This window comes from Methylomonas sp. 2BW1-5-20 (assembly GCF_052474515.1).
Window position 1 is genome coordinate 309365 of the sequence record NZ_CP184127.1, and the last position, 12399, is coordinate 321763.

The window sequence follows — 12399 nt, forward strand, 5'->3', positions numbered from 1 at the left end:
TCTCTTTTTTTTGGGATTTAGTTTAGAGAGTTTTGAGCATGGCAAAAAAATATTTTGGCACCGACGGTATTCGCGGCAAAGTTGGCGAATACCCCATTACTGCGGACTTTATGCTGAAGCTGGGCTGGGCGACGGGCAGAGTGTTTGCCAAGGAAGGTAGTGGCTTTGTATTGTTGGGCAAAGACACGAGGATTTCCGGCTATATGTTCGAATCAGCGCTTGAAGCGGGTTTGTCGGCGGCTGGTGTGGATACCCGCTTGTTGGGACCTATGCCTACCCCAGGTATCGCATACTTGACTCGAACCCTACGAGCCAAAGCCGGTATCGTAATCAGTGCTTCTCACAATCCATATTACGACAACGGTATCAAGTTTTTTTCCGTGGACGGCGCCAAATTGCCAGACGACGTAGAACACCAGATTGAACAGTATCTGGATACACCAATGACTACGGTCGAATCGGCAAAACTGGGTAAAGCCAAACGGGTGAGCGATGCCGCCGGCCGCTACATTGAATTTTGTAAAGCAACCGTGCCACCGCAATTGGACTTTAAAGGTATGCGGATCGTCATCGATTGCGCCAACGGCGCGACTTACCATATTGCGCCGCATGTATTCAGCGAAGTCGGTGCCGAGGTGGTTACGATTGGTGCTGAACCGGATGGTTTGAATATCAACGACGAATGCGGGGCGACCAAACCGGAGAATCTGGCCGCTAAAGTGCTCGAGTTTCGTGCCGATCTGGGCATAGCGTTGGACGGCGACGGCGACCGGATTATTATGGTCGATCACAAAGGCGAAATTGTCGATGGCGACGAGTTGATTTACATCATTGCTAAATCTCGCCTAGATGAAGGTAGATTGTTCGGCCCGGTAGTGGGTACTTTAATGTCAAATTTGGGTATGGAGCATGCATTAAAAGCTTTGGGTGTACCTTTACTGCGCGCCAAAGTTGGAGACCGTTATGTAATGGAAATGTTGTCCGAACACAAAGGCATGTTGGGTGGCGAAGGATCCGGTCATATCATTTGTTTGGATAAAACGACTACCGGGGATGGAATCGTTTCCGCTTTGCAAGTGTTGGCGGAAATGCAACGTACCGGCAAAAGTCTGAACGAGCTTAAATCCGGTATGAGCAAATATCCTCAGGTGCTGGTTAACGTCAAAACCGATAAAAAAGTCAAAATAGAAGAGATCGATAGCATCAAAAAAGCCGTCGAAGCGGTAGAGAAAAAATTGGGCGACAAAGGCAGGGTATTACTCAGGTCCTCCGGCACCGAGCCCTTAATCAGAGTCATGGTGGAAGGGGTTGACGACGACGACGTGAACAGGTTTGCCAATCAACTAGCGGCTGATGTCAAGAAAGCGATTCCGGCTTGAACTAATGGGTCTAAGTCGATATGATATGCGGTCTTATTTAGCTCGGAGGACGTAATGCGTCGGTCTTTAATTATGGGTAACTGGAAAATGAACGGCTCTCGGGAAGATGGGCAAAAACTTGCTCAAGTTTTAGCCGATGGTCTTGGTAGCGTTGAGCAAGAAGTTGCGGTTTGCGTACCATTCGTCTATTTGTCAGATATTCGTAACGTCCTTGCAGCATCGCCTATCGCTCTGGGTGCGCAAAACGTTGCCGATCAGGCTTCCGGTGCATACACTGGCGAAATATCGGCGGCAATGCTGAGCGAAGTCGGCTGCAAATATGCATTGGTCGGCCACTCCGAGCGTCGCAGCTATTACGGCGATACCAATGAATCGGTTGCCAAACGTTTTTGCCAAGCCTTGAGCAAAGGCGTAGTACCTGTGCTGTGCGTAGGCGAAACACTGGAAGAGCGCGAACAAGATAGAACATTTCAAGTCGTTGACGAGCAATTGGACGCAGTGATTGCCGCTGCGGGCGTCGAAGCGTTTGAAACCGCAGTAATTGCCTACGAACCGGTTTGGGCTATTGGAACCGGTAAAGTGGCGACCGATGAACAAGCACAAGAAGTACACAAGTACATTCGTCAACGGATTGCCGATAGAAATCCGGTAATCGCGGAAAAAGTACAAATTTTATACGGCGGTAGCGTCAAGCCAGATAATGCAAAGGGCTTGTTTGCGATGCCGGACATTGATGGTGGTTTGGTGGGTGGTGCATCGCTGGATGCAAAAGGCTTCCTGCAAATTTGCCATTCGGTTTAGTTTCATCCGATTAAGGTCTTTATGTTGTACCAAATTATAATAATTATTCATATCTTCCTGGGCATAGGCATCGTCGGCTTGGTCCTGATGCAACAAGGAAAAGGCGCCGATGCCGGCGCGACTTTCGGTGGTGGCGCATCCGGTTCGGTATTCGGCGCTCAAGGTTCTGCCTCATTTTTATCCAGAACCACTGCTATATTTGCTACCTTGTTTTTTATCACCAGCTTAGGCTTGGCTGTATTAAGCGGTTATCAAGGCAAAAAAGCCGATGTGATATTGGATTCGATGCCTGCTGTCGAGCCTGTGAAATCTGATGTACCGTTAACTCAAGGTATTCCTGCAGACGGCAGTTTGCCGATTCAGGATGCTAAGTTACCTGACGCGCCGGTTATCAAAGAAGTCGAAAAGCCGGCAGCGCAATAAAGCGTTAATAAGTAAAGCCGACGTGGTGAAATTGGTAGACACGCCATCTTGAGGGGGTGGTGACGCAAGTCGTGGCGGTTCAAGTCCGCCCGTCGGTACCATTTGAGCATTCAATAGAGTGCAAAGAAGTACAAAAACCCGCAAGTTATCTGGCTTAGCGGGTTTTTTATTGTCCAGCGAAGTGCAACGAAATGCAGTAACAGCTTGCATTTTTTGCAGTAACTTTTACAGTAACGCTCTAACAGGGGCAAAAAGTTACTGCAAAGTTACTGCTGATTGAGGTGTTTTTGCATGGCAAAACATATACTTAAAGATATTTCTATTCGCACCGCTAAGGCTGAGGCGAAAGACAAACGGCTCAACGATGGCGAAGGCCTGTATTTGCTGGTTAAGCCGAACGGTTCGAAATGGTGGCGGTTTGACTACAGCGTAGACGGCAGGCGCAAGACCTTATCCGTTGGCGTTTATCCTGCTGTGAGTTTGTCCGATGCTCGTGCTAGGGCTGCTGAGGCGCGCGCCACGGTAGCCGCCGGCAACGATCCCAGCGAATCGCGCAAAGAGTCGAAAGAAGCTAAACAGTTGGTCAGGCTAAACGAAGAGCGAAAAAGCGAAGGCTTGCCCATTCTCAATAGTTTTGCCGATGTTACCCGTCAATGGCTGGCGTCAATTGAGCATCTGACCGGCACCAAAACCCACACCAAGAAAACCAGCCGCATCGAGCGCTTAGCTTTTCCAACGCTGGGAGATAAGCCGGTCAAGGAAATCAAGTCTTCCGATATTCTTGCGGTCTTAAAGCCCATGATTGATAAACAACAACTTGAAACAGCTCATCGGCTCCATGCCGAAATTAGTTCTGTCTTTGCCTATGCCATTGTCCATAACTTCACCGACTACGATCCTGCTCAGCCGGTCGCCAAACAGATCCCGGCGCAAAAGGTAAAGCATCGGGCCGCGATTATTGACCCAAAACAAGTTGCGCAACTGCTCAGGGATATAAGCAACTATCAGGGTACCTTTGTTGTGCAATCGGCGTTCAGACTGTCACCGCTACTGTTTCAACGACCCGGCGAAATCCGGCAAATGCTTTGGGCTGATGTTGATCTAGCGGCGAGGGAGTGGCGGCCTTATGTATCGAAAACAGATTTTCATCACATTGTGCCGTTATCAACGCAAGCCGTCGCCATATTGGAGGCTGTTCAACCGCTAACAGGCCGCGGGCAGTACGTTTTTCCGTCCAGTCGGGGCGATGGTCGGCCAATGTCGGATAACACTATCCGGACTGCGCTCAAGTCGCTTGGCTATGATTCCGACGTGATGACCGCGCACGGCTTTAGAACCACAGCATCAACCCTACTCAACGAACAGGGCTGGAGTCCGGACGCAATCGAGCGGCAATTAGCCCACGCGCCCAGGGATCAGGTCCGGGCGGCTTATAACCGTGCGCAATATCTGGACGAGCGCAGGCGGATGATGCAGAGCTGGGCCGACTATTTGGACGGCTTGAAGGCTGGGGTGGAAGTGATATCGTTTAAACGTGTTAATGCTTAACAATGCCGAGACCAAAAAATACATTTAGCGATGGCAAAGGCGGAATTCGTAAAGAACGATTTCCGGTTTTTGCTCACTGGGTTGGCGAGGAAGCAAAACCTTCTGACCGTGATATTGATCCAGACCTGGCCGAAATTGTCCAAGGGGAAAGGGCCTGGCGCTACCTAATAGAATTAATGCCAACTCAACAGGATGTGCGCTACACATTAAATGCACTTGCAAAACTAGACGACGAAAAGCTGCTTTTGGCAGTTCGAAAGATCGATGATGTAACGAGAGTGCGTTTGGTCACCGGTGCTTATTTATACTGGAAACAACATTTTGGCGCGATCGAGCTTATCCCTGATTGGCTTGATGTAGAGGATCATGCCCCGATTTTGATTAGGAAATTCATAGAAATAGCTATCCCAACAATTCCCGCCAAAGTTGGGCGTCCAAAGACATTCAATCGTGATGTTGAGTTCGCATTAGTGTTGGCTAGGTATTGGCAAGGAAAGCATCGCAAGAAGCCAAGTGTTGTTAAATGGGGCGATAAGGAAACGCCTTTTATGAAATGGGCAGCCGATATTTTTACCCGCGCTGGAATCTCCAGGCCCGGTTCATCACATTCTCATATTTACGACATTTTCCGCAATGCAATCAATAGATTATAAGGTGGGGTAATTTTCCAGCCTTATGTAGACAAATACCAATCTTAAAAAATAGGCGCCAGTTGTTCAATAAAGCCCAAAGGAGGCTTAGCAATGGCACCGAAAACCGCATGCGCGCAAAGCGCCACAACCAAAATCAACCGCAAACAGCGGAACAAAATCACCTACACCCCTGCACCGTTGCCAGCTGAAGGCTTCGTAAGATTGCCTTCGATCCTGGCGGTGCTGGGCATATCGAAAAACAGCTTTCTGAACGGCATCAAAGAAGGCAAATATCCGGCAGGTAAGTTGCTTACCGCTCGTTGTCGTGTTTGGCCTGTCGCCGATATTCGGGCGTTGCTCGAAAGCTTGGGGGGTGGCTCCAATGGTTAATTCACACAAATTGGATTTTGCTTTGAGGATTCTCAAGGCGTTTGAGGTGGAAGGATTAGATGTTTCCGCACGTGGCTTTCTCAGAGTTATTGATTCCGTTGGCACGATCCCACTCGCCGACGCTGTGAAAATCATGGCGCCTCGCGATTATGACTTGGCTGTTTCTTCGATACAGTTTAATCGAATTTTGGAAACGTTAAGCCGCGACGATGGCGGATTTGCGCGGGATGGGGGTGGATCGTGGTAGCGCAAACGATATTCCCAAGGCCGGCCGGCGAAATGAAATCGCTGGCAAGTATTCACGCTGCCAACCTTGGCTTGGCGTTAGCGGTTATTGATGCATTTGCCGCTGGAAAAATTGATGTTTCGGCATACGGTTTACAACGGATTTTGCTCGAACCTTCGGTGCCAACCAATCCCGATGCGGTTCGGGTGGCCCGTCCCACCGGCAAGCCGCTAACGTTTGAACAGATTGATGCATTGGTCGCACGTCTAAATTCAACTCCCTTCAATGCCGGTGGTGATTTATGAAGCGGCCCGAGCGTTATCCATCGATAGAAGATGCGGCGGTCGAGGCTTGCGGCGAGGTTGGTATTACCTGGAAACGGGTACCGCATGACAATCGGTTTCACCGCGTCCCGGTGATCGATGCGCGATCATCCGGAAACCGCGACGGCGCGATTCAGATCACAATAGACGGTCAGCGCGTCCAAGCATTCAATTACAAATCCGGTGTTAAAGCGATGCGGTTTTTGAACGGCAAGGGTCTGGATTCTGATTCATCGGAAGATCTGGCCAGGATCGAGGACGAGCGCCGGCAACGGGCCGCAGAACTGTCCGCACAGCATGACCGGAAAGCCAATGTCGCGGAGCGGCAGTTCTGGGGCGCTAAACCTTGGCCATTTGAGCCGACCGGATACCTGACGCGAAAGCAATTGCCTTCCGCTTACTGCGCCAGGCTGGCCCGCTTCGACAGGCGCGTTCGTTGCCTGGATGGCGAGGTTCGGCGCCTGACGGTTTCCAAAACGTTGCTGGTGCCGGTCTGGAATAAGGTCGGCCGGTTGCGCAACGTGCAAACCATCTTCGACGAAGCGCCGGCGCTGTTGGGCCGAGATAAAACCTTTCTGTTTGGTGCCGAGATCGCGGGCTGTTATTGCCGGATCGGTTCGCCCGGCCCTACCGTTTTCCTGACCGAAGGCTTTGCCGACGCAGCGGCGGTGCATACCGATACCAAACGCCGCGTGTATTGTGCTTTTCTGCCGGCAATCTGCCGGCCGTGGCGCAAGTCATACGTGAACTGCATCCGGAAGCCGAAATTATTGTGGTTGGCGACAACGACGAAATCGGCATCGAGAAAGCCAACGAGGCGGCGGCGTTGGTGGATGGCTCGGTCTGGTTTCCGCCAGAGCCCCATAAGGACTACGCCGACTACTACTTGGCGCAAAGGATGGTGAGCGATGAGCGGGAATGACAAGGTGGTTGAGATCCAGAAAGCCGCGCAAAAACCGCGACCAACCGCCAAGAAGACCGGCGGCGGTGGCGGTGTCGGTGGTGGCAAATCGTCCGGCAATCGCGACAAGTTCGGAAAGTACTGCATCAAGAACGGTTGCCTGTACTTGGTGAAGATCGATCGAGACGGCAACGAAGTCGAGGTGCTGCTAGTCAACATCACGGCCAAGATTACCGAATATGTCATGCTGAAAAACGGCCTGGAAGAAGTTGGCGAGTGGCATATTCAGGGATGGCGGTCGAACGGTAGCCCGCTACCGTTAGCCAAGGTTGCCGATTCGGTGTTTTCGCAAGGGCAATCTAACTGGTTAAACCCGAAATGGGGGCCTAATGTGATTCTTGAGCCTGGCGCTACCACTATCAAACATATTCGGGCGGCGATTCAGTATTACTCCGCAACCGATGGAGATGTGCCGGTTCGGTCGGTGTATCAATGCTCAGGCTGGGAAAGGATCGATGATCAGTGGCATTTTCTCCACGGTGCCGGCGCGATTACAGCGCAAGGTTTGATCGAATCGGTTGAGGTGGATCTACCCGGTAACCTAGCCAAGTATCAGCTACCGCCACCGCTGGCCGGCGCCGACTTAAAAGCCGCGCTGGCCTCAGCTTTGCAATTGCCTGGCGTTTGCCCCGGTAAGCCACAGGTGGGCGCGGCGCTGCTGTGTATGGCATTACGTGCGCCGCTGAACGAGTGTCTGGATACAGACTTTGTTTTGTTCCTGCACGGTCTAACAGGTAGCCGGAAATCATCCGTTGCTAAGCTGGCCTTGGGCTTTCATGGGCTGGGGTTTACGCCGCGTGGCGAGCGTAACCGAGGCTTTCCGGGTAACTGGTTAAGCTCACCCAAGGCCGTGCCGATGCAATGCTTCCTGGCCAAGGATACGGTATTCATTGCCGACGATTTGAAATACACCGGCGGGCGTAGCGATGACGACCTGATCAAGACCGCCAACGACTTGATTATGCAGATCGGCAACGGCTCGGGTCGCGATACCTTGACCGCCGACCGGCGCTTGCGCAATGGTCAGCGTAGCCGCTGCACCTTGATTTGCACAGGCGAGGACACGCCCAAGACGCAATCAACATTCGCGCGGATGCTGACAATGGAGATTACCCGCGACGATGTCGACGAACGATCATTGACGGCTCTGCAAATCGCCTCAGATGCAGGACAGTTCGCCGGCTTGATGTCTGCCTACCTGCAATGGTTGGCTGCTAATCTTGACCGCCTCAAGTCGGAATTCCCGGCATTAGTTGTGCAATTGGCCGATTCTGAAACAGCCAGACCTTTATCTGTTTCACATCCCCGCGCCCCCGGTATTTACGCCAGTTTGGTGGCGGCCGTGGAAATCTTTAGCGAATTTTTGCAGGAATGCGACTTGATGACCTTTGTTGAAATCAACGCCTTTCAGGCGGAGATTGAAAGCGCTTTGCAATTGGCGTTCGAAGGCCAGCGCACCTATCAAGATGATCAAGATCCCTGCCTACGTTTCGTTGAGCTGATTCAAACCGCCCTGGCCAGTGGCGACGCACACTTGCCGGATAAGAATACTCAGGAAGCGCCCAAGGTCAGGCCGCACGCTTGCGGCTGGGGGCGTTCCGGGCCTGGCAGCGAAGACTACACGCCAAACGGCAAGCGCATTGGTTGGTTCGATCCACCGAAAGCGCCGCATAGCGCTAAGGTGTACTTGCTGCCCGATGCCGCTTTCGAGGTGGCGCAAAGCATTGCCGGTCGTCAGCGCCAACCGTTCTTTGGTGGCAACGCCAAGAGTTTGTGGCGGATGATGATGCACCGAGGTTTTATTGAAGGCGAAGAGAACAAGGCCGAGAGCCGTCCGTTCAAGCGGAAGACCATTGACGGCATAAGTCAACGAATCCTGGCATTGGACGCTGGCCATTTGTTACCGGCCGGCAGTGAAGAGAAAAGTTAATCCTTATCTCTAATTGCTGGGCAAATTGGGCAATATTAAGAATTATCTTTGTAAATCATATTCTTAATGTTGCCCAGTACCTAATTTTAAAATGGGCAATTTGCCCGAAAACTGGGCAAGCTTGAATTGTATCGCTGATCGATTGAATTGCTGTCGTCGTAAAACTTGCCCGAAAGTTTTTGGGCAAATGCCCGGAAAATTTAATCGGCTGGGCAACGTCAAACCCTTGTAGCGTCTAGCTTGCAGGGGATTTTGCCCAATTTGCCCAGCTTTTCCGGGGTGGTATATAGAGAAAAATATTTTTTCTAAAGCCATCGCCGCACTAATCCGCGCCGGCCGTGGGCTGTAGGTCTGGATTGCTGGCAAGTGTGGCGTGTAGGTGTAGGGGTAGCAAATCTCTAGGGCTTCGCTGCCCGTGACCCGTACGCCAGCTAAAAATTCGCTGAGGATTTTCTGAATACAAAAAGCCCAGGGCGCAAGTTATCCACACTTGGATTTCGGCCAAAGTAGGTAGTTTTACCCTTGAAATAGGGGGTAGGGGGTCAAATTCCTTAAAGCCTTTCGCCTCTAGACCGGTAGCGACTAGTTTTGTGCAGGCGCGCGAGTTTCGAAGGGGGGGTATATCGACAGGAATAGGCTATCTGGCCGGCAGCCTTGTGGATAACCTACCAACCCTGCGCACCACCACCCACTTGGCGTTGCCAGTCTGGGCGCGGGGTGGTGGCTTGGTTGGTGGTTGGTCAATGGCGGCTGCGCCGGATGATTTTGAATGCGGCCACCGCGTTTGGCGTTATCGCTGGGCGCGGGGTCGCTGTTGGTGAGTATTGATATTGATTGGGAGGTTGGAAATGTTGAACGTTGTTGAACCGGTTTATCTTCACAGCCCGTTAAGCCTGGCGGAACTGTCGCTCGACCAGCTGCGGTTAGCCGCTGGCCAGTTGCAAGAGCACGCCTTGGGTGAGCTGGCATTTATCGAACGCGAGTTGACCGAAATTAACCCGCTGCGCGCCGAAACCTTTACCGAATGGGAGTGTAAGCAGGCGACGCTGAATGAGTTGCAGTCCGAGAAATGGCGGTGGTATGGCTTGTCGTTTGGTTTCCTGCCTTATGTCAAAACTGAATGGCCGTGGGGCTATGTTGAGTCCTCAGCTAAAAATCAAATACTAGAAGACGACAATTGGAAAGCGGTCGCAAGGAAGGTTGGGATTGAAATTATGTTGGATTACGAAAAAAAGTTTGGTTCCCGGCCTTCTGGTACCTGGATTTCTCAGCGATTAGAGGGCCAGTTGTCTCGTTTGGGTGTAAAGGGGCCGCGTGGACCGCTCAGGGCCGGAAATATACTTCGCGAAGCGCTAGGCGGTATTACCGATATCGAAATTAATTTGGGAATCCCGGACTAAAATTTCCCCCGACGTGCTCTTATTTTCATTAGTTATTGAAAAATAATGATTTTCTGAGCGTTTTGTTGCGACAGCCTCTTTATTGTTGGGAAATATTTCCCGGTTTAACATGATCTCCAAGCAAGCCGCCGATGTGGCGGCCATCTCGCTCGATTCAATTTACTTGGAGGCAAAATCATGAATCACGTAGTAAACAAAATTATCACCGGTCTGAAAATATCAAAACCGGACCGCGTTGAATTAAACAAATTCATTCAACGATCTGACATCCAAAAAATTCTCAATGGTGATGAGTCGGATCGGCTGACACGTCGCCGGGAGTTGATCGCCGAAAAAGCCGAATTGCCGGCCAAATTTAAAAAAAGCCAGGAAGATGCTGCGAAGGTCGCTGAAGCTGCTTTCGCGCGTTTAAGGGCGGCAGAAGCCGAGTTTTATGCGGCCAGGGAGGCGAATCGCTTGGCCGCTCTGGTCAGTGGCGGCGTCGGCCATCAGTTAGGCATGCAAATCAAGGCTATCGACGATGAGTTGCTGGCCGGCGCTGATCCGCGCATTGCCGATTATCGCTTCGAAATTGGCAATATCCAGGGCCGTGCGCGCCTCGCCGATAAAGGATGGATCGAACATGTTGAGAAGAAAGAAGAGGGTTTGTGGGGTAGGGTCTATTTTGACCGTGAATGGCGAAACAACCTGGAAGACGTTAGTTCAGCAATGACTCTTCTGGACAAAACCAAAAACGACCTTGATGCGCTGGCACTATCCGCTCTCAGTACCGCCGAAGTCACCGCCGCCCTGCGGAAAATGACCGACGATCTGATCCCCGTGCTCAATAAGCTCTCCAGCATGAACCCGCCCTGGCTTGACGAATTCGACGAAGTTCGCCCGCCCAATGAGGACGGCAAACCCGCTTATCCGTATCCGCTTGATGCACCGCAGTATTAATTCCCTCGAACTTTAGAAAAGGAAAAACCCATGTCTAACAAAATTACCGTCACCAATCACGACAGAACCCAAACCGCCCATATCGACGCCGGTCCCGACAAAATCATGCTTCTCAAGCCTGGTCAATCGGTGGAAGTCGAGCTTGACCCTCAGTATGGCTGCTCGGTGCGCATTGCCGAAGTCGGTGAAAAGTACTTCGGCGAAGCGGCCTAACCCTATGTCGCCCGATTGTCTCTTTGGTAATCGGGCGGCGCTCTTATGGAGTCTGATTCTATGGAAATCTTAGACCTTACCACCCCGCTAGCCTGTGACCCCTATCAACTGCAAGCCCTGGTGTCCCTATCTCCTGCCGCGTTGACGGCCGGTCGCTTCAACTACTCCGCCTTCGCTCAACGTACCCAGTCAGCCGCGAAGACAGTCGGCGCCACGGCAGTGATTCCGTTGTATGGCTGGCTGCATCCGCGCGGCAACTTGCGAGCAGCCGGCGCATTGCTGAATCGTTACCTGGCGTTCGACGATGTGAAAACCATCGTGATCGAGATCGATTCTTCAGGAGGCTCGGCTTATGGCGTTCAAGAACTGGCCGACGCGGTTTTTCGGGCCAGAAGCAAAAAGCGCGTGGTTGCCATCGCCAATAGCGTGGCCGTGGCCGGCGCCTACTGGATCGGCAGCCAGGCCGGCGAATTTTACGTTACGCCATCCGGCGAAGCCGGCGGCATCGGTATTTACCAATTGCACACCGACCATAGCAAAGCACTGAAGAACGACGGCGTAAAAATGACCTTGGTCAGTGCCGGCCAATACAAAACCGAAGGCAATCCGTTCGAACCACTATCGAAGGAAGGAAAACGGTTTATTAAAAGCACTGTTGATGAGGTTTACCGCCGTTTCGTTGCCGGTGTGGCGCGTGGCCGTGGCAAGTCGGTGAAAGCCGTCACCCAGGGCATGGGCCAAGGCCGTGTTGTCGGCGCCGATGATGCCGTCAAGCTAGGCATGGCTGACGGCGTGAAATCGTTCGATCAACTATTGGGAACAACCAGCCAGGCCCAACGGCAAACACCAACCTCTCGACGTGTCGCCATGCTGGCGATGCGTTGATTTAACAAGCCAATAGCTTAAGGATTCAATCATGAGAAAAGTCGGATTCACCCTTACCACCGCCGAAAGGCATTTTTTAACGCGCTGCGAGCTCAAGCGCGAAGGCCAAGGCGTTTACCTGGATACCAGTTTCGATAAGGATGTTGTGCAAAGCCTGACGGTGAAAAAGGCCAAGCAGTTCGCCGAAATCAAGAAACAACTGGAAGCCGCCCACCCCGAGATAAAGCTTTGGGCGGTGGAATTATTTAACGATCAGGGCGCTGCTTTCTGCCGGTCGGTAACGGCCGACGCGCCGCCTTGGTTTAAAACCCAACATGCGCGCTTTGGCGGCTTGTATTCCGTCCAATAA

General features: G+C 51.9%; 15 protein-coding genes and 1 tRNA gene. All 16 read left to right on the forward strand.

Going from position 1 to position 12399, the window contains the following annotated elements; all coding sequences use genetic code 11:
• The first annotated feature begins 38 nt into the window (after positions 1–38).
• The 16 genes from glmM (at position 39) to ACH50O_RS01460 (ending at position 12399) form a co-directional block, all read left to right on the forward strand.
• Positions 39–1379 carry a phosphoglucosamine mutase gene (glmM, locus tag ACH50O_RS01385; protein WP_446810278.1) on the forward strand — a complete coding sequence of 447 codons (1341 nt, stop codon included), beginning with the start codon at positions 39–41 and terminating at the stop codon, positions 1377–1379.
• Between the two features lie 54 nt (positions 1380–1433).
• Complete coding sequence (gene tpiA / locus ACH50O_RS01390; RefSeq protein WP_446810279.1) at positions 1434–2180, forward strand: triose-phosphate isomerase; 747 nt, start codon at positions 1434–1436, stop codon at positions 2178–2180.
• A 21-nt stretch (positions 2181–2201) separates the two neighbouring features.
• On the forward strand, positions 2202–2603 hold the full coding sequence (secG, locus tag ACH50O_RS01395; protein WP_446810280.1) for a preprotein translocase subunit SecG: 402 nt from the start codon (positions 2202–2204) through the stop codon (positions 2601–2603).
• Between the two features lie 16 nt (positions 2604–2619).
• Positions 2620–2704, forward strand: a tRNA-Leu gene (locus ACH50O_RS01400).
• A gap of 190 nt (positions 2705–2894) precedes the next feature.
• Positions 2895–4151, forward strand: a complete 1257-nt coding sequence (locus tag ACH50O_RS01405) for a tyrosine-type recombinase/integrase (RefSeq protein WP_446810281.1) — start codon at positions 2895–2897, stop codon at positions 4149–4151.
• Positions 4152–4153: 2 nt separating this feature from the next.
• Entirely contained in the window at positions 4154–4804 is a 651-nt protein-coding gene (locus ACH50O_RS01410) for a hypothetical protein (RefSeq protein ID WP_446810282.1), read from the forward strand.
• 90 nt (positions 4805–4894) lie between these two features.
• Positions 4895–5173: a helix-turn-helix transcriptional regulator gene (locus tag ACH50O_RS01415; RefSeq protein WP_446810283.1), complete on the forward strand. Its 279-nt coding sequence runs from the start codon at positions 4895–4897 to the stop codon at positions 5171–5173.
• Positions 5166–5420 carry a hypothetical protein gene (locus tag ACH50O_RS01420; RefSeq protein ID WP_446810284.1) on the forward strand — a complete coding sequence of 85 codons (255 nt, stop codon included), beginning with the start codon at positions 5166–5168 and terminating at the stop codon, positions 5418–5420. The genes ACH50O_RS01415 and ACH50O_RS01420 overlap by 8 nt, the downstream gene beginning before the upstream one ends.
• 32 nt (positions 5421–5452) lie before the next feature.
• Positions 5453–5704, forward strand: a complete 252-nt coding sequence (locus ACH50O_RS01425) for a hypothetical protein (RefSeq protein ID WP_446810285.1) — start codon at positions 5453–5455, stop codon at positions 5702–5704.
• Positions 5701–6627 carry a hypothetical protein gene (locus ACH50O_RS01430; RefSeq protein WP_446810286.1) on the forward strand — a complete coding sequence of 309 codons (927 nt, stop codon included), beginning with the start codon at positions 5701–5703 and terminating at the stop codon, positions 6625–6627. The genes ACH50O_RS01425 and ACH50O_RS01430 overlap by 4 nt, the downstream gene beginning before the upstream one ends.
• Before the next feature lie 3 nt (positions 6628–6630).
• On the forward strand, positions 6631–8613 hold the full coding sequence (locus ACH50O_RS01435) for a cell wall-binding protein (RefSeq protein ID WP_446810287.1): 1983 nt from the start codon (positions 6631–6633) through the stop codon (positions 8611–8613).
• 848 nt (positions 8614–9461) lie between these two features.
• Positions 9462–10013, forward strand: a complete 552-nt coding sequence (locus ACH50O_RS01440) for a hypothetical protein (protein WP_446810288.1) — start codon at positions 9462–9464, stop codon at positions 10011–10013.
• Positions 10014–10334: 321 nt separating this feature from the next.
• Positions 10335–10952, forward strand: a complete 618-nt coding sequence (locus tag ACH50O_RS01445) for a hypothetical protein (RefSeq protein WP_446810289.1) — start codon at positions 10335–10337, stop codon at positions 10950–10952.
• Positions 10953–10982: 30 nt separating this feature from the next.
• Positions 10983–11165 carry a hypothetical protein gene (locus tag ACH50O_RS01450; RefSeq protein ID WP_446810290.1) on the forward strand — a complete coding sequence of 61 codons (183 nt, stop codon included), beginning with the start codon at positions 10983–10985 and terminating at the stop codon, positions 11163–11165.
• Between the two features lie 60 nt (positions 11166–11225).
• Positions 11226–12050, forward strand: a complete 825-nt coding sequence (locus tag ACH50O_RS01455) for a S49 family peptidase (RefSeq protein ID WP_446810291.1) — start codon at positions 11226–11228, stop codon at positions 12048–12050.
• A 31-nt stretch (positions 12051–12081) separates the two neighbouring features.
• A complete protein-coding gene (locus tag ACH50O_RS01460; protein WP_446810292.1) occupies positions 12082–12399 on the forward strand; it encodes a hypothetical protein in 318 nt (105 codons plus the stop codon).

Bases quoted from the DNA above. Each gene is read 5' to 3' on its own strand.
- glmM (WP_446810278.1), top strand. From the start codon at position 39: ATGGCAAAAAAATATTTTGGCACCGACGGTATTCGCGGCAAAGTTGGC.
- tpiA (WP_446810279.1), top strand. From the start codon at position 1,434: ATGCGTCGGTCTTTAATTATGGGTAACTGGAAAATGAACGGCTCTCGG.
- secG (WP_446810280.1), top strand. From the start codon at position 2,202: ATGTTGTACCAAATTATAATAATTATTCATATCTTCCTGGGCATAGGC.
- ACH50O_RS01405 (WP_446810281.1), top strand. From the start codon at position 2,895: ATGGCAAAACATATACTTAAAGATATTTCTATTCGCACCGCTAAGGCT.
- ACH50O_RS01410 (WP_446810282.1), top strand. From the start codon at position 4,154: ATGCCGAGACCAAAAAATACATTTAGCGATGGCAAAGGCGGAATTCGT.
- ACH50O_RS01415 (WP_446810283.1), top strand. From the start codon at position 4,895: ATGGCACCGAAAACCGCATGCGCGCAAAGCGCCACAACCAAAATCAAC.
- ACH50O_RS01420 (WP_446810284.1), top strand. From the start codon at position 5,166: ATGGTTAATTCACACAAATTGGATTTTGCTTTGAGGATTCTCAAGGCG.
- ACH50O_RS01425 (WP_446810285.1), top strand. From the start codon at position 5,453: ATGAAATCGCTGGCAAGTATTCACGCTGCCAACCTTGGCTTGGCGTTA.
- ACH50O_RS01430 (WP_446810286.1), top strand. From the start codon at position 5,701: ATGAAGCGGCCCGAGCGTTATCCATCGATAGAAGATGCGGCGGTCGAG.
- ACH50O_RS01435 (WP_446810287.1), top strand. From the start codon at position 6,631: ATGAGCGGGAATGACAAGGTGGTTGAGATCCAGAAAGCCGCGCAAAAA.
- ACH50O_RS01440 (WP_446810288.1), top strand. From the start codon at position 9,462: ATGTTGAACGTTGTTGAACCGGTTTATCTTCACAGCCCGTTAAGCCTG.
- ACH50O_RS01450 (WP_446810290.1), top strand. From the start codon at position 10,983: ATGTCTAACAAAATTACCGTCACCAATCACGACAGAACCCAAACCGCC.
- ACH50O_RS01455 (WP_446810291.1), top strand. From the start codon at position 11,226: ATGGAAATCTTAGACCTTACCACCCCGCTAGCCTGTGACCCCTATCAA.
- ACH50O_RS01460 (WP_446810292.1), top strand. From the start codon at position 12,082: ATGAGAAAAGTCGGATTCACCCTTACCACCGCCGAAAGGCATTTTTTA.